This window comes from Methanothermobacter sp. CaT2, from assembly GCF_000828575.1.
GTDB lineage: Archaea > Methanobacteriota > Methanobacteria > Methanobacteriales > Methanothermobacteraceae > Methanothermobacter.
Genome location: NZ_AP011952.1, coordinates 1,415,665 through 1,434,962 on the forward strand (window position 1 = coordinate 1,415,665; position 19,298 = coordinate 1,434,962).

Annotated in this window: 20 protein-coding genes; 10 read left to right on the forward strand and 10 right to left on the reverse strand. The window is 47.5% G+C overall.

All coding sequences use genetic code 11. The features are described from left to right. The first annotated feature begins 12 nt into the window (after positions 1–12). Positions 13–834 (forward strand): methanogenesis marker 8 protein, encoded by an 822-nt coding sequence (locus MTCT_RS07295; RefSeq protein ID WP_048061092.1) that lies wholly within the window; start codon positions 13–15, stop codon positions 832–834. 2 nt (positions 835–836) lie between these two features. On the opposite strand, the gene MTCT_RS07300 is transcribed toward MTCT_RS07295, so the two are convergent. Then, positions 837–1,214, reverse strand: coding sequence for a CBS domain-containing protein (locus MTCT_RS07300; protein WP_048061093.1), 378 nt, complete (start codon positions 1,212–1,214; stop codon positions 837–839). 47 nt (positions 1,215–1,261) lie between these two features. On the opposite strand from MTCT_RS07300, the gene thiC reads away from it, so the two are divergent. From thiC to MTCT_RS07325, 5 genes are all read left to right on the forward strand, one after another. Beyond that, positions 1,262–2,536, forward strand: a complete 1,275-nt coding sequence (gene thiC, locus MTCT_RS07305; RefSeq protein WP_048176085.1) for a phosphomethylpyrimidine synthase — start codon at positions 1,262–1,264, stop codon at positions 2,534–2,536. Positions 2,537–2,608: 72 nt separating this feature from the next. Further along, positions 2,609–2,887 carry a glutaredoxin family protein gene (locus MTCT_RS07310; protein ID WP_010877185.1) on the forward strand — a complete coding sequence of 93 codons (279 nt, stop codon included), beginning with the start codon at positions 2,609–2,611 and terminating at the stop codon, positions 2,885–2,887. 8 nt (positions 2,888–2,895) lie between these two features. Further along, positions 2,896–3,351: a ferredoxin-thioredoxin reductase catalytic domain-containing protein gene (locus tag MTCT_RS07315; RefSeq protein WP_010877186.1), complete on the forward strand. Its 456-nt coding sequence runs from the start codon at positions 2,896–2,898 to the stop codon at positions 3,349–3,351. 14 nt (positions 3,352–3,365) lie between these two features. After that, entirely contained in the window at positions 3,366–4,148 is a 783-nt protein-coding gene (locus MTCT_RS07320) for a winged helix-turn-helix domain-containing protein (protein WP_010877187.1), read from the forward strand. A gap of 57 nt (positions 4,149–4,205) precedes the next feature. Then, positions 4,206–5,879 (forward strand): ATP-dependent DNA ligase, encoded by a 1,674-nt coding sequence (locus MTCT_RS07325; RefSeq protein ID WP_369798263.1) that lies wholly within the window; start codon positions 4,206–4,208, stop codon positions 5,877–5,879. Between the two features lie 59 nt (positions 5,880–5,938). Here the strand turns inward: MTCT_RS07325 and MTCT_RS07330 are convergent, their stop codons facing one another. The 4 genes from MTCT_RS07330 to MTCT_RS07345 are packed head-to-tail and all read right to left on the reverse strand — an operon-like array spanning position 5,939 to position 10,596. Further along, the gene (locus MTCT_RS07330) at positions 5,939–6,460 is read right to left on the reverse strand and encodes a carbonic anhydrase (RefSeq protein ID WP_048176089.1); all 522 of its coding nucleotides are present in this window, start codon (positions 6,458–6,460) and stop codon (positions 5,939–5,941) included. Positions 6,461–6,492: 32 nt separating this feature from the next. Further along, positions 6,493–7,677, reverse strand: coding sequence for a Coenzyme F420 hydrogenase/dehydrogenase, beta subunit C-terminal domain (locus MTCT_RS07335; protein ID WP_048176090.1), 1,185 nt, complete (start codon positions 7,675–7,677; stop codon positions 6,493–6,495). 11 nt (positions 7,678–7,688) lie between these two features. Continuing rightward, on the reverse strand, positions 7,689–9,734 hold the full coding sequence (fdhF, locus tag MTCT_RS07340; RefSeq protein WP_048176092.1) for a formate dehydrogenase subunit alpha: 2,046 nt from the start codon (positions 9,732–9,734) through the stop codon (positions 7,689–7,691). Between the two features lie 37 nt (positions 9,735–9,771). Next, a complete protein-coding gene (locus MTCT_RS07345) occupies positions 9,772–10,596 on the reverse strand; it encodes a formate/nitrite transporter family protein (protein WP_048176094.1) in 825 nt (274 codons plus the stop codon). Between the two features lie 243 nt (positions 10,597–10,839). Here MTCT_RS07345 and MTCT_RS09365 point away from each other — a divergent pair, with 243 nt between their 5' ends. The 4 genes from MTCT_RS09365 (at position 10,840) to glmM (ending at position 14,539) form a co-directional block, all read left to right on the forward strand. Then, on the forward strand, positions 10,840–10,986 hold the full coding sequence (locus tag MTCT_RS09365) for a hypothetical protein (RefSeq protein ID WP_158498097.1): 147 nt from the start codon (positions 10,840–10,842) through the stop codon (positions 10,984–10,986). A 105-nt stretch (positions 10,987–11,091) separates the two neighbouring features. Continuing rightward, a complete protein-coding gene (locus MTCT_RS07350) occupies positions 11,092–11,496 on the forward strand; it encodes an exodeoxyribonuclease VII large subunit (protein WP_048176096.1) in 405 nt (134 codons plus the stop codon). Positions 11,497–11,659: 163 nt separating this feature from the next. Then, on the forward strand, positions 11,660–13,060 hold the full coding sequence (locus MTCT_RS07355) for a hypothetical protein (protein WP_048176097.1): 1,401 nt from the start codon (positions 11,660–11,662) through the stop codon (positions 13,058–13,060). A 111-nt stretch (positions 13,061–13,171) separates the two neighbouring features. Next, positions 13,172–14,539 (forward strand): phosphoglucosamine mutase, encoded by a 1,368-nt coding sequence (glmM, locus tag MTCT_RS07360; protein ID WP_048176099.1) that lies wholly within the window; start codon positions 13,172–13,174, stop codon positions 14,537–14,539. Positions 14,540–14,543: 4 nt separating this feature from the next. Here glmM and MTCT_RS07365 read toward each other — a convergent pair whose 3' ends face one another. From MTCT_RS07365 to glmU, 5 genes are read right to left on the reverse strand one after another with little or no spacing between them, the layout of a single operon-like run. Next, on the reverse strand, positions 14,544–15,674 hold the full coding sequence (locus MTCT_RS07365) for a tetratricopeptide repeat protein (RefSeq protein WP_084126287.1): 1,131 nt from the start codon (positions 15,672–15,674) through the stop codon (positions 14,544–14,546). A gap of 39 nt (positions 15,675–15,713) precedes the next feature. Continuing rightward, the gene (locus tag MTCT_RS07370; RefSeq protein ID WP_048176100.1) at positions 15,714–16,406 is read right to left on the reverse strand and encodes an anaerobic ribonucleoside-triphosphate reductase activating protein; all 693 of its coding nucleotides are present in this window, start codon (positions 16,404–16,406) and stop codon (positions 15,714–15,716) included. A 5-nt stretch (positions 16,407–16,411) separates the two neighbouring features. Next, complete coding sequence (gene hisC, locus MTCT_RS07375; protein ID WP_048176102.1) at positions 16,412–17,512, reverse strand: histidinol-phosphate transaminase; 1,101 nt, start codon at positions 17,510–17,512, stop codon at positions 16,412–16,414. 52 nt (positions 17,513–17,564) lie between these two features. Next, positions 17,565–18,020: a gamma carbonic anhydrase family protein gene (locus tag MTCT_RS07380; protein WP_048176104.1), complete on the reverse strand. Its 456-nt coding sequence runs from the start codon at positions 18,018–18,020 to the stop codon at positions 17,565–17,567. Between the two features lie 4 nt (positions 18,021–18,024). Further along, positions 18,025–19,296: a bifunctional sugar-1-phosphate nucleotidylyltransferase/acetyltransferase gene (gene glmU, locus MTCT_RS07385; RefSeq protein WP_048176105.1), complete on the reverse strand. Its 1,272-nt coding sequence runs from the start codon at positions 19,294–19,296 to the stop codon at positions 18,025–18,027. Positions 19,297–19,298 lie beyond the last annotated feature (2 nt).

Sequence of the window (19,298 nt, forward strand, 5' to 3'; positions counted from 1 at the left end):
GAGGTGTTCGCTGTGGGTGAACATGTAATAGAGGCCCTGGGAAAAAGTCGTGTCACCGTGAGGAATGGAAGGGTGGTTGATGTATCCGAGCCACTTATCGATTACTGTCCCCTCTTTCATAAGTACCGGGGCATTGAAAAAATCACATCTGAGGCTATCCGTCAAAATATTGAGTTTCGCATTAAAGATTTTGGCATGTGTACAGGTAATCGTGAATTAAGAATGAGGGATTTTCTATCATTTGGCATTTCTGAGATAATCTCAACACTCATCGAGGAGGGTGAGGTGGACGCAGCAGTCATGGTATGTGATGGTGCAGGCACAGTCATAGTCACCGAACCCGAACTTGCACAGGGAATCGGGGGCAGGATATCAGGAGTGGTGGAAACATCACCCGAGGATGAGGTTATAGGATCCATAGGACCAGAAAAGGTCCTTGACCCCGAAAAAGCCACGATAGACCAGGTTAAGGGTGTTGAAAGGGCCTTTGAGATGGGCTATGATAGGGTTGCTGTCACCGTGGCTGACCCGGCAGAGGCAGAGAGGCTGAGGGAAATGGATGGAGGCGAAATCTACATATTCGCCGTTCACCTGACCGGGATAGACTACAGGGGCGCCGAGAAAGTGATTAACACAGCCGATGTTGTAACATCATGCGCATCAAAATACATAAGGAGAATAGCTGATAGAAGGGCGCTGCTGAAGGTAGGATCAGCCATACCGGTATATGCATGCACAAAGAATGGTAAAAGATTCATTGAACTCAGAATTAAAAGGATGGGTGGTATAAAGGATTCAGGGAAAGGTTCAGGCTCCCCGCAACCACTGGTATGAAACTAGAGATAATCTGCAAGGGCCTTTATTATGCAGCTCTGGGTTATCAGTCCAACCAGTCTACCATCCCTGACAACCGGTATCCTCTGATATCCGGTATCTGCCATTATACGGCTTATCCTGCTTATAGGAGTTTCCTCATCAATCACAACAAGGTCCTGGCTCATTATGTCCTTCACCCGAAGCTTCAGGGCCTCGCCACCGGCAAGCAGAATGTCCCTGTGGGTTATGAGCCCAACAAGTTTATCACCCTCCACAACAGGGACACCACCCACGTTCGCACGGACCATCTTGAGGTTGGCTGCTGCGACAAGGTCATCGGGGTGGGAAACAATAACATCACGGAGCATTATATCCCTTGCACGGAGCTTCCTGATCATGAAATTATTTTTATGGATATTCATATATTAAGATTGAGGGATCCAAAGTGACTCAGATGGAAGAAGCAAGAAAGGGCAATATAACCCCTGAGATGGAGGAGGTTGCCCGGAAAGAAAATCTGGACATTCAGATGCTTATTAGGGGTATTGCAAACGGTCGAATTGTGATACCCTCCAATATTAATCGGGAATCATCACCCTGCGGCATAGGGGAAAATCTTTCAACAAAGATCAATGCAAATATCGGTTCATCCTCAAAAATGGAGGACATTGAACTGGAGGTTGATAAGGCACTTGCAGCTGTCGAATACGGTGCAGATGCTGTCATGGACCTCAGCACAGGCCCCATGCTGAGGGATGTCAGGAAAGCGGTCCTGGAGGCTGTTGACGTTCCTGTGGGCACGGTACCCATCTACGAGGCCGGTGTCGAGGCCTTCATGTCAGATGGAGCTGTGGTGGACATGGATGAGGATGACATGTTCAGGGCCATAGAGAACCAGGCCCGGGATGGGGTTGACTTCATGACCGTGCACTCAGGAATCACCCTGGAAACCGTTGAAAGGGCTCAGAGATCAGGGAGGATAATGGGAATAGTTAGCCGGGGAGGAGCGTTCCTTGCAGCCTGGATAATGCAGAATCAGGAGGAGAATCCTCTCTACAGCAACTATGAGTACCTCCTTGAAGTGGCCTACGAGTATGATGTCACACTCAGCCTCGGGGATGGCCTCAGGCCGGGGTGCCTGGCAGACGCTTCTGATATACCCCAGATCAGTGAGCTCCTCACACTTGCAGAACTCGTTGAGAGGGCACGTGATGCAGATGTTCAGTGCATGGTTGAGGGGCCCGGTCACATGCCCCTTGACCAGATAGCCGCCAACATGAAGATACAGAAGGAGGTCTGCGACGGCGCACCCTTCTATGTCCTTGGACCCATAGTCACAGACATGGCACCGGGTTATGACCATATAAGCGCAGCCATAGGCGGGGCCGTCGCTGCAATGAACGGGGCGGACTTCCTCTGTTACGTCACACCGGCAGAGCACCTGGCGATACCGGGGGTTCAGGATGTTATTGAGGGTGTCATTGCATCAAGGATAGCTGCCCAGGCTGCAGACGCCGCCAGAAAATTACCGGGCGCATGGGAATCTGAACTTGAGATGGCTGATGCAAGAAGGTCCTTTGACTGGGATAAACAGTTCAAACTGGCCTTTGACTCAAAAAAACCATATGAATACAGGATGCAGTGCCCAATTGAGGATTCAGAGATGTGCTCAATGTGTGGCGAATACTGCGCCCTCAGGATACTGCGTGAAGACAGATGAATCACATCCTCGATCCTTAACATGCCGGTAAGGGTTAATAGAGATCAGAACCATAATTAAAGTGGTGGTCCTATGGGATTCGAGCATGTTGAAGGTACTGAAAGGGGCAGTGTAAGGCTATTTGCACTCAGCACATGTGGATGGTGCAAAAGGACACGGGAGCTGCTGGAGGAACTTGGGGTGGCCTACGATTATATATACGTCGACCTCCTTGAGGGTGAGGAACGTGAGAATGTAATTGAGGAGCTTAAGAGGTGGAACCCATCCCTCTCATTCCCCACACTTGTAATAAACGATGAGGAAGTGGTGGTGGGATTCGATCCACTCTCAATAAAATCATCCCTCAGGTAGGGATCATCATGAAGGATGAACTCCAGGAACTATACAGAGAGGTTAGGGAATCAGCAGAGAAATCAGGTTATAAGCTTAATCCTGACAGGGAATTCGTCATGGAACTGCTCAGGGGGATGCTGGTTAACAGGAAAAGATATGGCTATGACTCCTGCCCCTGCAGACTCGCATCAGGCAACCCCGAGGAGGACAGGGATATAGTGTGCCCCTGTGATTACAGGGATGATGATATTGAGGAATACGGGACATGCTACTGTGGACTCTATGTCAGGGATGAGGACGTTGAGTTCAGATCCATACCCGAGAGGCGGGGAAAGAGTAGAGGTCCTGGCAGGGCACCAGCCGGCCTTGACATACCTGTGCTGAGGTGTCGCATCTGTGGTTATCTCTGCGCAAGGAAGATCCCTCCGGAACCCTGCCCCATCTGTGGCGTGGCAGGAAAATTCCATGTTTTCATTGAATAGAGGAGTGCATTACCTTGCTGGAAGCCTTCACTGAAGTCAGAAAGGATATCAAATTTCTTTTCTCATCCGAGATAAGGCTCAGGGTTTTAATGGCCCTCATGGACGGTCCAATGGAACTCTCTAAGATGAGGTCCATCATAAAATCAAGTTCATCAACTATTCTCCATGCCATATACCAGCTCGAGGACAAGGGGCTGGTTTGCAGGGTCAACCGTAAGTATGAACTGTCATCAACCGGCAGGATAATATCTCTGAAGGTTCAGGGGATTATAAGGACAATCTCGGTGATCAGGGAACTCTCGGATTTTCTGCTTGACCATGACCTTGGATCCATACCCGAATCACTCCTCTACAGCATAGAATCCCTTGAGGGAGTATCACTCCTCGAGGCAAAACCCGAGAACCTCACAGAGCCATATGAGGTAGTTACAAAGAATGTCATGAACTCCGGGAGGGTCTGGATCCTTTCAGGCGTTCACCACCCCTTCTACGGGGACCTCCTGAAAGCGGGGATAAAGACCGAGATGATCCTCTCAGAGAATGTTGTGGATGCAATTGAACATGTTGAAGCTACGGAAAATGTTAAGATCAGCACCATCGATTCTGAACTGAGGTTCAGCCTCATAATAACGGAGACGGCAATGGCCCTTTCTCTGTTCATGTCTGATGGTCTCTATGATCCCGTGAGATTCCTCTTTTCAAGGGATGAAGAGGCCGTTGGATGGGCCTGGAAACTCTTCAAACACTTCAGGGACATGGCGGAAGCGCCAGCAGACAAGGATGACTGTGAATTGTAGGTACTGAAGAATGTTTTTAAGGTCGATGGGAGTTTAACGGTTCAGATTACTTAGGGGATGAAGGAATTGCTCTATATGGAACTTGCAGAGGTATACCACAGACTTGAATCAACCACAAAACGCCTTGAAAAGACCGAAATACTTGCGGAACTCCTGAGGAGTGTTGATAAGGAACTTCTGCCCGATGTAACAATACTGATGCTTGGCAGAGTGTTTCCAATCTGGAGTGAGGAGGAACTTGGGGTTGGCATAAAGCTGCTCATGAAGGCAATATCCCTGGTTGTGGGGGTTTCGATGGATGAAATCGAGGACGAAATAAGGGAACAGGGTGATATAGGTCTTGCAAGTGAAAAACTATTCTCCAGAAAAACTCAAACAACCTTTTTTTCACAACCCCTGACAGTGGAATTTGTTTACAGCAGACTGAAGGCCCTGGCATCAGCTTCTGGTGATAGGGCACAGTCAAAGAAGATAAACATACTTGTTGAGGTCCTGTCCCAGGCAAAGCCACTGGAGGCACGCTATATAACAAGGACGGTCCTTGAGGAACTGAGGGTTGGTGTTGCAGAGGGAATCATAAGGGACGCCATTGCCCGGGCCTTTGAGGTTGACCCGGCACTCGTTGAAAGGGCCCACATGCTCACAAATGACCTGGGAATGGTGGCCGCAGTTGCAAGGGAGGAGGGCGAGCCTGGACTTGGAAGACTCAACCTTGAACCGGGAAGACCCGTGAAACCAATGCTGGCACAGCTTGCCAGCAGCATAGAATCGGCCATAACGGAGCTTGGAAGGGCCTTCTGTGAAACCAAATATGATGGTATACGTGTTCAGATACACAGATGCGGGGATGAGGTATCCATCTTCACCAGGAGGCTTGAGAACATCACCGCGGCGGTCCCCGAGATACTTGAGGGTGTTGAGGAGGCCCTTCCAGCCGATGACTACATAGTTGAGGGCGAAATAATAGTCACCATGGATGGGAGGCCAGCCTCCTTCCAGTACATACTCCAGCGCGTCAGAAGAAAATATGATGTGGATAGGCTTACAAGGGAGGTTCCCCTCTCACTGTTCCTCTTTGATGTCCTCTACCACAGAGGACCCCTCATCGATGAGCCCCTCTGGCACAGGAGGGAGGTCCTTGAGTCAATACTCTCAGAAATACCTGGAAGGGTTGAGGCGAGTCGCATGGTTGATGTGGGCCCGGATAACCTGGATGATGCTTTATGGCTCTTCAAGGAGTCAATAAGAGAGGGACATGAGGGTATAATGATAAAGGATACGGAAGCGCCGTATATACCCGGTATAAGGGGTAAAAAGATGCTTAAGTTTAAGGCAGAACCCGAGACCCTGGACCTCATTGTGGTCGGTGGCACCTATGGCAGGGGTAAAAGGGCACATCTGGTGGGATCCTATCTCCTTGCTGTAAGGGATGAGAAGAGTGGGGAACTCAAGACAATAGCACATGTGGCCACGGGACTTGATGACCAGACACTTCAAGACCTTTCTGAAAGAATGGAGAATCTAAAAGTTGAAAGAAGGGGTAGAAAAATCAGGGTAAAGCCTGAAATAATACTGGAAGTCGCTTACAGTGAAATAGTCAGGAGCCCAGAATATGAAAGCGGGTATTCCCTAAGGTTCCCTGTTGTTAAACGTATAAGAGATGATTTGAGCCCCGATGATATTGATACCCTTGGTCGCGTGATATCACTCTTTAAGCAGGGTTTCTCATGAATCATTATATAGGACCTTGATAAAATTTTTTAGAGGGCCTTAAATCCTAAATGGGGATCTCATGAATCATTATGCAGGACCTTGATAGCGCCGCTGTTAATATCTACAATCAGACCATGAACAGGTATTTCAGGGATGAATTCAGCATTTTTTATTTTTTTAACGCCTTCAATCACATTTTTCTCTTCATCATCGATTGCCCCAATCCACTCCTCCAGGTTAAGTTTTTCTATAACGTCTTCACTTATCCCCATTGTTTTCATTGATTCCCTGATTTTATCAAAGTTGACGTTTGCCATTCCACAGTCGGTATGACCGACCACCATCACTTCCTCTGCACCCAGAGAATAAATTGCGACGACAAGGGACCTCAAAGCGTCTTCTGTTATACGGTTACCCGCATTTTTTATAATCTTTGCATCTCCTCTTTCAAGCCCCATGGCGGATTCCAGAAATCCTGCTAACCTTGTGTCCATGCATGTTACGATTGCGAGTTTCTTTTTTGGTTTGTGACTTAGTTTTTCAGCGTGGAAATTCTTTACAAATTCCTGGTTCTTAATCAGCACGTCATCCAGTATCATGGCATCACCTTAAAAAGAGAATAAAGTGGGATCTAGGGATGTGTTAGTGGAGGTTCCTGACCGGTTTCAAAGCCCGTTTTGTATCCAAAGGTTTCCTGAACTCTGCAGTTGATTTCATGCCATATCTTTGCGAGGGGTATCTCTGCTGGGCATAATTCCTCGCACTGACCACAGTTGGTGCATGAGTCAACCATATGTAGCATTCTTTCGAGATGGAAGAGAGGTGATGGTGGAATTTTACCTTTCTCGATCCATTCAGGCGTTTTTGTCTCAAGTGAGCACTCTTCACAGTAACATATTGGGCATGCTTCCCTGCAGCTGTAACACTTGATACACTTGTTGAGTTCGTCCATATATCTATCGAGATTCATGAGAATCTCGGCACCGGTTTCCTCATTGAAATCATTTTTCTGCCATTTCTTTGCAAGGTTTACCATGGCCTGATCTATTTTTTCACGTATCTCAATGCCCTTGGGTATGGGATCCTCTATTTCGATGACACCCGCAGATACGGCTTTTTCAAGTAAATCTGCACCTTTCTCGGATGTAACCTCAACGAAGGTTGCCTTACCTGCCAGTGGACCTATAACTCCCCAGTTACCAAGTGCAAGATCCGCCATTCTTGGAATATTCTTTTCGCATCTCCTGCAGTTTGTTCTCCTACCGTAACCCATCTCTTCAACTTCATCGACGCTTATCCCTTTTTCAGCGTCTGAAGTTTCAATTATGAGTTTTCCTTTGGCTATTTCTTCCTTGACAACATCATCAGGGTCCATTTCATATACTTCTTCTATCATGGCGCGTGTTTTAACAGGTGGGAGTGTTCCACCGCAGTTTACACCGACCATTATAACATTGTCAAGGTCTATCTTGCCCCTCTTTGCAACCTCGACTATTGTCATTGCATCGCAGGGTTTCGTTGTAACGGCTATTTTGATGTCCTTTGCCCCGTTCAGGTAGCGAGTTATAACCTTTGCTATGTTCAGTGTACCGCAGTGAAGTGAACCTGCAGATTCTATAACCTTTTCAGGCTCCGTTATAAGGGTTGGGACGGCATCATAAAGATCCGAACCCTTCTTAACTGCAAGTACAGCATCCACCATTCCTTCTTCCAGAAGGAATTTAAGAAGGGAAGTTACAGCACCCCCATATTCTCCTTTCTCTGCAATTTCTTCATTTTTTGAGAAAGCATAGTACATGTCGTTAACTTCAACCATTTACAGCCCCCCTATTTTGATATGCTTGCCGCGGAGACCTTTAGTTCAGGCATCTTGGCTTCAGGGTCAAGTTCATCTGCACTTGTTAACATGTTAGCTGCGCACTCAGCGAAGTGGAATGGAATAAATAGAACTCCCTTCATAATCTCTGGGGTTACTCTGGCTGTTATTTCAATCTCTCCGCGTCTGGTTTTTACTTTGACCATATCTCCATTTTTGATTCCAAGTTCAAGGGCATCTTCATCATTTATCTCAACGAATCCAGTTGGAACTTCCCTATCAAGGGTCTCTGATCTTCGTGTCATGGTACCTGTGTGGTAGTGGAAAATTATTCGACCTGTTGTCAGTATGAACGGATATTCAGAATCTGGTGTCTCTGCAGGTTCTCTGTATTCTACCGGGAAGAATATACCAAGACCATCTGGTGTTGCAAACTGTTCTGTGTGTAATATGGGAGTTCCAGGATGGGTTTCATCGGGGCATGGCCAGTGAAGGCCTTCGGGTTTTACCAGTCTCTCAGGGTTCATTCCAGCATACTGTGGTGTCACTTCCCGTATCTCTTCAAATATATCCTCTGCTGAGCTGAATTTAAAACCATCAGCACCCATCTTATTCGCTATTTCACATATTATCTGCCAGTCATCCTTTGCTTCTCCAGGAGCATCAGCAGCTTTTCTTATATACTGAACACGCCTTTCTGTACTTGTATATGTGCCGTTTTTCTCAGACCATGCACTTGCAGGGAGAACAACGTCTGCCAGTTCAGCTGTTTCTGTGAGGAATATGTCCTGAACAACAAGGAACTCAAGATTTTCAAGGGATTCTTTAACGTGCTGAATGTCGGGGTCTGATACCATCGGGTTTTCACCCATGATGTACATGGCCTTAAGTTTACCCTCTGCTGCAGCGTTCATCATTTCAACAACTGTCAGCCCAGGGGTGCACTTCAGATCACTGCAGCCCCATGCACAAGACATCTTTTCGGTCGCATCCTCTTCAATGACCTTCTGATATCCTGGATAGAATGCAGGAAGGGCACCCATGTCACAGGCTCCCTGAACGTTATTCTGACCCCTCAGTGGATTAACTCCAGCACCTCTTTTACCGACGTTACCTGTTAGCATTGCAAGATTTGCAGTTGACACAACATTATCTGTTCCTGTAATATGCTGGGTTATACCCATGGCAAAGAGTATTGCAGCACTATCTGCCTTTGCATATTCTATTGCTGCTTCTCTGATTTTATCGGCGGGTGTCAGGGTGATCTTTTCAGCTTCTTCTGGTTTATAGTTTTTAACAGTTTCTTTAAGTTTTTCAAAGTCCTTTGTTCTTTTCTCTATGAACTCCCTGTCTTCCAGGCCCTCCTCTATTATAACGTTCATCATAGCATTCATGAGAGGAACATCGGTTCCTGGCTTGAATGGGAGATATATATCTGCCATTTTTGCAGTTGGGCTAACCCTTGGATCGGCGACTATTAGCTTGGCACCGTTGGCCTTAGCACGGAGGACTCTTCTCCATATAAGGGGGTGCTGTTCAGCTGTGTTTGATCCGATTATGAATATACATGAGGATTCCTCGATGTCTGAAATAGAGTTTGTCATTGCACCTGAACCAAAGGTCTTGGCAAGCCCGGCGACGGATGGACCATGACATAACCTTGCGCAGTGGTCGACGTTCTGTGTCCCTATGACAGCCCTTGCAAATTTCTGGAGAAGATAGTTTTCTTCGTTTGTACATCTTGCAGATGCAAGAAATGCAAGTGAGTCAGGATCTTCGCCTCTGTATTCTTCTAATTTGGATGCTATCAGGCTTGTGGCTTCGTCCCAGGAAGCCTCTCTGAATTCACCATTTTCTTTTATAAGGGGTTTCGTCAGGCGATCATCTCTTCCTACGAACTGGTAGGAAAAATTTCCCTTTGGACAGAGTTTTCCTTCGTTCAGAGGATGTCTCTTCCAGGGTTCCACACCTTCAACCTTTCCATCGATGGTAACCACGTTCAATCCACAACCACAACCACAGTAAGGACATACTGTAGGAATATATTCAAGCTTCATATTACTCACTCCCTAAAAAATAAATTAAGATTTTAAATCACTCTTTAAGATAGGTGTACCAGTACAGACATGCAACGAAGATAGCACCACCGACTATGTTACCAAGGGTAACTGGAATCAGGTTATTCATAAAGAACTGGCTCCAGGTAACTCCTCCAAGGAATATGCCGACTGGTATGAAGAACATGTTTGCCACACTGTGTTCGAATCCGATAGCCACGAATGCGAATATAGGGAACCATATTCCCCATATTTTACCAATGATATCATCTGAGGCAATTGCAAGGTATACTGCTAGACAGACAAGCCAGTTACAACCGACAGCTCTCCAGAAAGCTTGCGCCCATGTAAGAGACTTTGTAACCTTACCTGCTGCAATAAAGGAAGCACCTCCAAGTGCTTTGGTTTTTGCAACTGTTAATGCGCCAGCCTGCCATGGGTCTGCAGTGAGTATACCTGTTGCAACAGCAAGGAAATATGCAACAAATACTGCACCAACGAGGTTGAATACCCAGCTTGTGACCCAGTTCCTTATTAAGCCCATTATAGAGGCCCTTTTATCCAGAATTCCCAATGGCATGTACATACAGTTTCCGGTAAAGAGCTCAGAACCTGCTATTACAACAAGCATGAGCCCGACTGGGAAAACTGCACCAAAAACTAATTTCACAAGGCCTGCAGGATAACCTGCCTTGGCCATTCCCCCAGTAACAACTTCAGCAAGCAAGCCTCCAAAGGCTATGTAAGCACCAGCAAGGAAGCTAAGAACTATAACTTTCCCTAAAGGCGCTTTTTCTTTTAATTCAGCTATTGCAGAACAGGCTTTTGCCGTATCTGCAGGCGATTTAAAAGATGATCCCATTTTTGCACCTCCTTTTTTTACATTCAACATTTTAAATCATGATATTTAATTAATCTTTCCAAAATCATTCAATCGAAAAATTCATATTATAAAATCTACAAATACACTCAGCTTCTTTAGTTTAATCAATGAGTTGGCTCAATTAGGAGTGCTGAGATGGAAATTATAGATAACTAAAGAGAAAATTATTTCTAATAAAAAAAACAATAATTATTCCAATTAAAATCAAATGGGGAGGTTTCCATGTCAAGAAAGGAAAGGGTTGAGGAGCAGATTCGTGGTAAGAAGACTGAGGATATTAGGGATGAGGTTGAGGAGCAGATTCGTGGTAAGAAGACTGAGGATATTAAAAAAAAGATCGATGAGCAGATAAAAGGAGAGGAAGATTAGGTAACATCATTTAATCTATTTCATTCTATTTTTTCCGGATTCTCCGCCTTGTCGCGTAAACACAAATTAGTAATATTTAAATAGACATATGTATTAAAAAAGTTCATGGCTTACCTGGATGATAGAAGTCTCCTCCTAATATCCCTTTTTCTTGGACTTTCAGGCTTCATTGGAATGATAATATCAGCAGATACAGTTACTCCGCCTGAGGTTAGTGTATCCAGCATAAATCATGGAATGGTGGACAGGAAGGTGACTGTAGAGGGTACAGTTGAGGATTTTCGTGAATCAGAACATTCAGGGACTCTTTTTTTAGTTATAAACGATGGCAGCGGTGTTATAACGGCTGTTATATTTGAATCGACATCGGCTGAAATAAAAAAGAATGGCCTGGACCCTCATCTACTTCGGGGCATGAAAGTGCGAGTTACTGGGAAAGTAAATGAGTACAAGGGATCACTGGAGATTATTGTCGAAGAGCCCTCCAATTTAAGGACACTCGCCTGCTAAACTTCAGGGTCAAAGGTTCTTTTTTCTGATTCACTCAAGCTCGGGTATTTCTGGATTATATATCATTGGCCCCTGGATTTGAATCTAGAGTAATAACCCCTAGAGATATATTTAAGAGCCTCGTTAACAGAGTTATAGTAACTGAGAGTGTTGGTGGATTAACATGCGGATTAACAGAGTAAAGCTCAATTTTATATTGATATTGTTACCTCCGCTCCTTGCTTGCCTTATCGCTTTAACACCCACCTTCCGGTACACTGTTCCGCTGACATGGGATATCTATTATCATATACATAATGCCACCCTTTATATGGGGCGGGGCATCGTGTTCTGGGATCCTCTAACCTCCGCCCCCCATGGGAGACCCATATATTATCCACCCCTCTTTCACATAATGATGCTTTTTCTCAGTAAAATAACCGGCCTGGGGTTTTTCACAGTCTCCAGATTCATGCAGCCAGTGTTTGCATTTCTCATTGTTCTGTCATTTTCATATGTCTCAGGAAAACTCTACGGACCTCTGGGAGGATTCTTAACGGGAATTTTCCTATTTTCAAGTCTATTCTTCATGAGGATGATTTTCCCGATCCCTGAGTCACTTGCGATGATATCCATCCCCCTCTTTGTTTATGGATACTACAGGTCCATGGAAGGTTGCTCAAGGCTTTATCCGGTTTTAACCGGCTTGCTCCTGGGGTTAATGTTAATGACCCATATCCTTTCTGCCTCCATAATTTTAGCAGTGGTTACTCTCTCAACCATTGTCCTTTACATTGGAAAATATGATATCAGACCATGGAATCTACTAATAATCCTCGGGTCCGGTCTTTTACTTGCATCGGTCTGGTATGCACCCCTTATAGTTAAATATGGTTTTGTATTCAGGTCACCGCCGACCAGTTCCCTGCCTTTAAAGGGATACATCACCCATCTGGGGGTTCTGCTCACCATCCTTTCACTGGCAGGAATTGTTCATGCGGCTGGGCGGAGGGAGAAAAAAGATGTTATAATGGCTGTCTGGACTGTATTCGTCCTGGCACTTACAGCTGCCTACCTTCTGGGTTTGAAGGTCCTCTCGGACAGGATACTGTACTTCGCCCTCTTCCCGATGGCAACACTGAGTGCAGATCTTTTCAATTCAATACGAATAAATAATGGCAAATGGTCCTTTTACGCCATTATTTTGCTTATATCCCTTTACTGCATCTATGATGGTTACTCCCTTGCAAGCTCCATAAAACTCGAGGTTTCAGATTCTGAACTCGATATTGCAGAGTGGTTCAGGTATAACGGAGACCATGCAACTGTTGTTGTGTCTGACTACCACATCCAACCCGCCATAGTTGCGATTTCAGGGCAACCGGTATCGGCGGGCGGCTATGCGCCAGGAACCATCCGTTCAATCAACGTGGAAAAATATATCAGCAGCTTTAACTATACGAAGCATGATATAATGAGGGATCGTGTGGGATACATAATCCTGGATAATGAGGAGAGGACTCCCCCCTACTCCAGACTTGTTTACAGGAACCGGGACTTTTCTGTTTACAGAGTGAATGTCTGACTTTATCATAAATAGGTAAATGTGATTAAAAATTCATACGGAGTGAATGTCTGACTTTATTCATACTGGTGATTAACAATTCAAATATCCAGTGAATGGGGCTGTTAAAAGATGAAGAAACTATTTGGCACATTCGGAGTTAGAAGACTTGCAAATGAGGTTTTAACACCTGAATTCGCATCAAAGCTTGCGGCAGCATACGGTTCAACTGTAGAAGGTAAAATAGCTGTTGGAGGAGATACAAGGACATCCACTGTAATGATAAAGAATGCTGTCATATCCGGCCTTCTTTCAAGCGGATGTGATGTTGTTGACCTGGGAATACTCCCAACGCCAGCCGTTCAGTATGCGGTCAGAAAATATTATGATGGAGGGGTTATCGTAACGGCGTCCCACAACCCCCCACAGTACAACGGTATAAAATTCGTTGACTCAGACGGCATAGGCATCCCTGATGACCTGGAGGAGGAAATAGAAAGGATATTCTTCAGCGAAGATTTCAGGAGGGCCTCCTGGGATAAAATCGGGAACCTCACATCAAACTCCTCCATAATCAGGGAGTACCAGGACGGTGTCATAGCGAGGGTCGATGCAGAGGCCATCCGCAGAAGGAAATTCAGGGTGGTGGTTGACTGTGGCTGTGGAGCAGCATCCTACACCATGCCCTACATCCTCAGGAGACTCGGATGTCAGGTGATAGCACTTAACTCTCAGCCTGATGGTTTCTTCCCGGGGCGTGACCCTGAACCTGTCCCTGAGAACCTCTCGGAGCTGATGGAGACTGTGAGGTCAACCGGGGCTGATCTGGGCATAGCCCACGATGGTGACGCAGACAGGACAATATGTATCGATGAGAGGGGAGAATTTGTCCTCGGCGATAAGACCTTCGCCCTTGTTGAGAAGAGGATGCTCCAGGAGAAGGGTGGAGGCATAATAGTCACCACCGTCGCAACATCCTCAGCAATATACGATATAGCATCAGAGAACAACGGAGAGGTAATAACAACAGCTGTAGGGGACCTCCTGGTGGCAAGAAAACTTAAAGAGACAGGCGGACTATTTGGAGGCGAGGAAAACGGTGGATTAATATTCCCCGACTTTGTATACGGGAGGGACGCAGCCCTCACAGCCGCCACGATACTCGAGATAATGGCCCATGAGGACAGGCCACTATCAGAGCTTGTATCGGAACTACCCGCATATTACTCCAGTAAGAGGAAAATAGAATGTCCCGATGAAATTAAAGGGGATGTGATGGACCTGGTAAGTAAGATGCTGGCAGATGAGGAGGGTGTAAGGGACATAGATACTACAGACGGTGTTAAAATATTCAGTGAAGCCGGATGGGTCATAATAAGACCCTCAGGGACCGAGCCAATATTCAGATGCTTCGCAGAGTCAGAGACACAGGAGCAGGCGGATGAAATGGCCCGCTGGGGCATATCCCTGGTCGAGAGGGCCATGGAAAAACTAAAATAGCTGTTTAGAGGTTCTCAAGGCACTCCTCACGGAGTATCCCGGCATCCTCATTTTTCGGGTTTATCATCAGGGCCCTGTTGAAGGCCTCAAGGGCATCATCGAATCTTTCAAGCTCAAGGAGGGCAACCCCCATGTTGGTCCAGTAGACATCGTTCTCTGGTTCCATTTCAATGGCTCTCCTGTAGCATTCAAGGGCCTCATCGAATCTTTCAAGCTCAAGGAGGGCGTTACCCTTACGGTTCCAGACATTGGGGTCCTGTTCATCCTCAAGGGCAAGCTCAAGGGCACTGTTGTATGATTCTATGGCTTCTTCCATCCGCCCGAGGTCAGATAGCAGGTTTCCCCTGGCTGTCCAGACCTCGGCGTTCCGGGGGTCAATTTCAAGGGACTGCTCATAGGATTCAAGGGCCTCCAGGGGGTTTCCTGCAACCTCAAGCATCACACCCCTCCAGTAGAGGAGGTCCGGGTCGTGTTTTATTTTCAGAGCCCTTTTACTAGCCTCAAGGGCCTCATCCACCCTCCCGGCGTTCAGAAGGGTTATGGCCATGTTATTCCATATGTAGGGGTTCTCAGGTTCTATCATTATGGCCCTCCTGTAGCATTCAAGGGCCTCATCGAATCTCCCAAGCCTTGTGAGGTTGTCACCGAGTCTGTTGAGTATGTAGACGTCGTTGGGGTCTATCCTGAGGGCTGCGGTGTAACATAGCTCTGATTTACTGAATTTACCTGAATCAAAGAGTATGTCCGCCCTTCTTGTTATCATGGCCTTCTCATCGATTCTTTTACCTTCCCATTCATCCACAGGGAGTTTTCTGAACCTTATCACCTGGAACTCGGTATCATCCGTGAGTTCACCCTGGTACATCCTCTGGAATTCCTCTTCGAGCTGTCTGGCGTCCCTGAAACCATCCTCCCTGGCCAGCTCATCGTTCTCTCTGAGTTCCCTGAAACTCACGGTTTCAACGTCTGTCACCACCGCTTCGAAGACCTTTTCACGGTCCTTTGAGACGAGGTTCCAGTAGCAGTGGAGCCGGTCGCCGACCCTGAGGGGTCTCTTCCACTTGCGCCTTATAGTCATGGTCCTTTTGCCTGTTACAAGGTCAATGTCCCTGCTGCTGAATGAGAGTATGGGCAACGGGTCTCCACCTCCTGGATTCTCTTAGAGGGTTATCATCTAGATCTCTTCTTCCCCGAATTCCTCTGTACGTATTTTAACCATTCTGAACCTGTCTCTGACCCTCATTGCAATCTCCCTGAGTCTCCGGGGTGATGGAGGCTCTGTTTCTCTGAGTGACTCATCAAGGACGGCCCTGTTCCTGAACTGCTGCAGGACATAGACATCACACTCGATTGAATCTGCAATCATCTCTACGTCCTCTTCCCCCATTAGACCCGGCACGAAGGTTGTGCGGCACTCCACTGTGACACCCGAATCCCTGAGGATCTCAAGGCTCCTCATCACACCCCCGGCACCGGCACCGGCAAGTTCAGGGTACCTGTGGAGGGGGGCCTTCACATCAATTGCAACATAGTCAAGGTGGGGTAGTAGCCTTTCAAGGGCTTCAGGATATGAGCCATTGGTATCCAGTTTCGTTGCAAGTCCCAGGGAACGTGCATGTTCAAGGACAGTTTCGAGGGCATTGACCTGGAGGAGGGGTTCACCCCCACTCACCACCAGGGCTTCAACGAATTCTGAGTACCTCTCCACATCATCAAGGACAGTTTCGAGGTCAACTTCATCACCCCCATCTATGAGTTCAGGGTTGTGGCAGTAGGGGCACCTGAAGTTGCAGCCGGCAGTGAATATAACGAGTGAGGTTTTTCCGGGATAGTCGAGGGTTGAAACTGCCATTGAACCAATCTTCATTGGAATCACTGAACCAGTTCACCCAGGACCTCAAGGAACTTTCTATCCTCTTCAAGGGTGCCGACACTGACACGTATCCAGTATTCATCAAGTCCTGCGAAGGAAGTGCAGTCCCTCACGATTATACCCTTCCTTAAGAGTTCTTCTGAGAGTTCAGCAGCGGTCCTACCTGTCCCCCTCACGTCAATCAGTATGTAGTTTGCATATGATCTGAAAACCCTCAGTTCCGGCAATTTCTTCAACCCGGAGTAGAGGTACTCCCTGCTTTTTATTGAGTACTCGGTGGATTTTTTTATGTAATCCCTGTCCCTGATGGTTGCAAGGGCAGCTGCATGGGATAGCCTCGTGAGGCTGAAAACCGGCTTTACACGGTGCATGTACTCTATTATCCGGGGGTCCCCGAGACCATAACCTATCCTCATACCTGCAAGTCCCATCACCTTTGAGAATGTCCTCAGTATAAAGAGGTTTTCATGGTCAGGGAGGAGGTCAGTGTTGTCCACACCTGCGAATTCGGTGTAGGCCTCATCAACAACCACCAGGGCATCTGTTGACTCCAGAACAGCCCGGATGTCCTTCTTATCTATGAGGCCCCCTGTGGGATTGTTGGGTGTGCAGAGAAAGACGAGGCGGGTTGATTCATCAACAGCATCCAGGACCGATTCAAGGTCGAGGCGGTTCTCATTGACGTCCCACCGTGCATGGACAGCCCTTGCATCATGGGCCTGGAGCGTGTACTCATAGTACATGTAGGATGGCATGGGCACGACGAAGGACTCCCCCGGTTCAAGGAAGGTCCTCCCCAGGACATCGATTATCTCATCGGCACCATCACCACCCACTATAACCTGATCCATCCCAACCCCTGCGTAGTCTGCTATGGCTTCCCTGAGGTCGGTCAGGGCTGACTCGGGGTATCTGTGAACCGATTCAAGTTCACGCTCCATGGCCTCCACCGCGGCGGGTGATGGGCCCAGGGGGTTCTCATTGGATCCAAGTTTAATTATCTCATCCTCTTTCAGACCATAGGCATCTGCAATTTCCTTTATGGATCTTCCAGGTACATAGGGTTCAATATCATTGATCTTATTCCGAATCTTTACCATAGAACCACTCTTAAGTTTCATACAATCTCGGTTAACTCAGGTCATTGGAGAGTTATTCACGTGCCAGCAGAGCATACCTCCGGGCATTATCCCTTATTGACTCTATCTCCTCATCACTGAGTTCTCTCACAGCCCTTGCAGGAGTCCCGATTATCAGGCTTCCAGGGGGAAATTCCTTACCTGAGGTTACCACCGCCCCGGCCCCGACGATGGAGTTCTCCCCTATAACTGCACCGTTGAGGATGGTGGAGTTCATACCTATGAGGACATTATCTGCCACAATGCACCCATGGAGGACCGCGGCGTGCCCCACAGATACGCAGTCACCAACCCTGACAGGGTATCCGCGACTTGTATGGACGACGCAGTTGTCCTGGATGTTTGAGCAGCGCCCTATCTCGATGGGTTCAAGGTCGCCCCGCAGGACGGCATTGTACCATACAGAGGAACCATCACCTATCCTCACATCCCCCACTATCCTGGCACCCTCAAGGACTCTGAAGCCCATCCTATCACCTGTACTCAATTGTAGTGTGTTCCTGCCTGAGTATCACCAGTCTGTCTGAGGGCACATCCCTCGATATCACACAGCCGGCACCTATGCAGGAATCCTTCCCCACCTTGACACCGGGGTTGAAACTTGAGTTTATACCTGTCTTGACACCATCACCGAACACAGCCCCCAGTTTCCTCCGGCCGGTTTCCACGACATCATCCTTTACCACCATCCTGACGGGGCCATCATCAAATCGCAGATTGGCTATGTTGGTACCTGCAGCTATGTTACAGTTCATCCCTATAACGGAATCCCCCACATAGCTGAGGTGGTTGATGTTTGTACCGTCCATTATGATTGAATTCTTGACTTCGACGGCGTTCCCTATACTTACACCGTCCCCTATACAGGTATGGGCCCTGAGGTAGGAGTTGGGGCCTATATCGCAGTTTCTGCCTATGTAGACCGGTCCCTGGATGTAGGTGCCTGACCTTATAATGGTGCCCTCGCCAATGGCAACCGGTCCATGTATGGTCACACCATCCTCCACATCACCCTCCACGGAATCCTCAAGGTCCTTCATGAGCCTTTCACTTGCCTCAAGGAGTTCCCATGGCCTGCCAACATCTATCCAGTCCCTGTCTGATATTATGGCCCTCACAGGGAGGTCATCCCTCACCTGCATCATTATGGTGTCTGTTATCTCGTATTCTCCCCTGCTGGATAGGGGGGTTCTCTCTATATAATCAAAGACGGCCGGGCTGAACACGTATATGCCTGTGTTTATGAGGTTCCCTGCCCCTGCATCGGGGCCTGGTTTCTCTATGATCTCCCTTACACGGTCCCCCTCAACCTTAACGACCCCGAAGGAGGTGGGGTCCGGGACCTCCCTGAGGACCATCAGTGTTTCGGGTTTCCTCTCATGGTATGACCCAATCAGGTCGCCCATGAGCCCCGGATCCGTGATGATGTCCCCGTTAAGTACAATGAATTCATCGTCTATGAGCTCTGAGGCCTGACCTATGGCATGAGCCGTTCCAAGGCGTTCCTCCTGCCTTACGTAGGTTATATTGACTCCTGATCCGGATCCGTCGCCGAAGTGGGACCTGACGGCCTCCTCATGATAGCCTGTTATCATCACGATATCATGGACACCGTTGTCCCTGAGGGCATCCACACTGTACTTCAGTATGGGTTTACCTGCAACTGGCAGCATTGTCTTGGGCCTTGTAAGGGTGAGGGGTCGCATCCTGGTCCCCTCACCTGCTGTTAGAATAACTGCCTGCATTC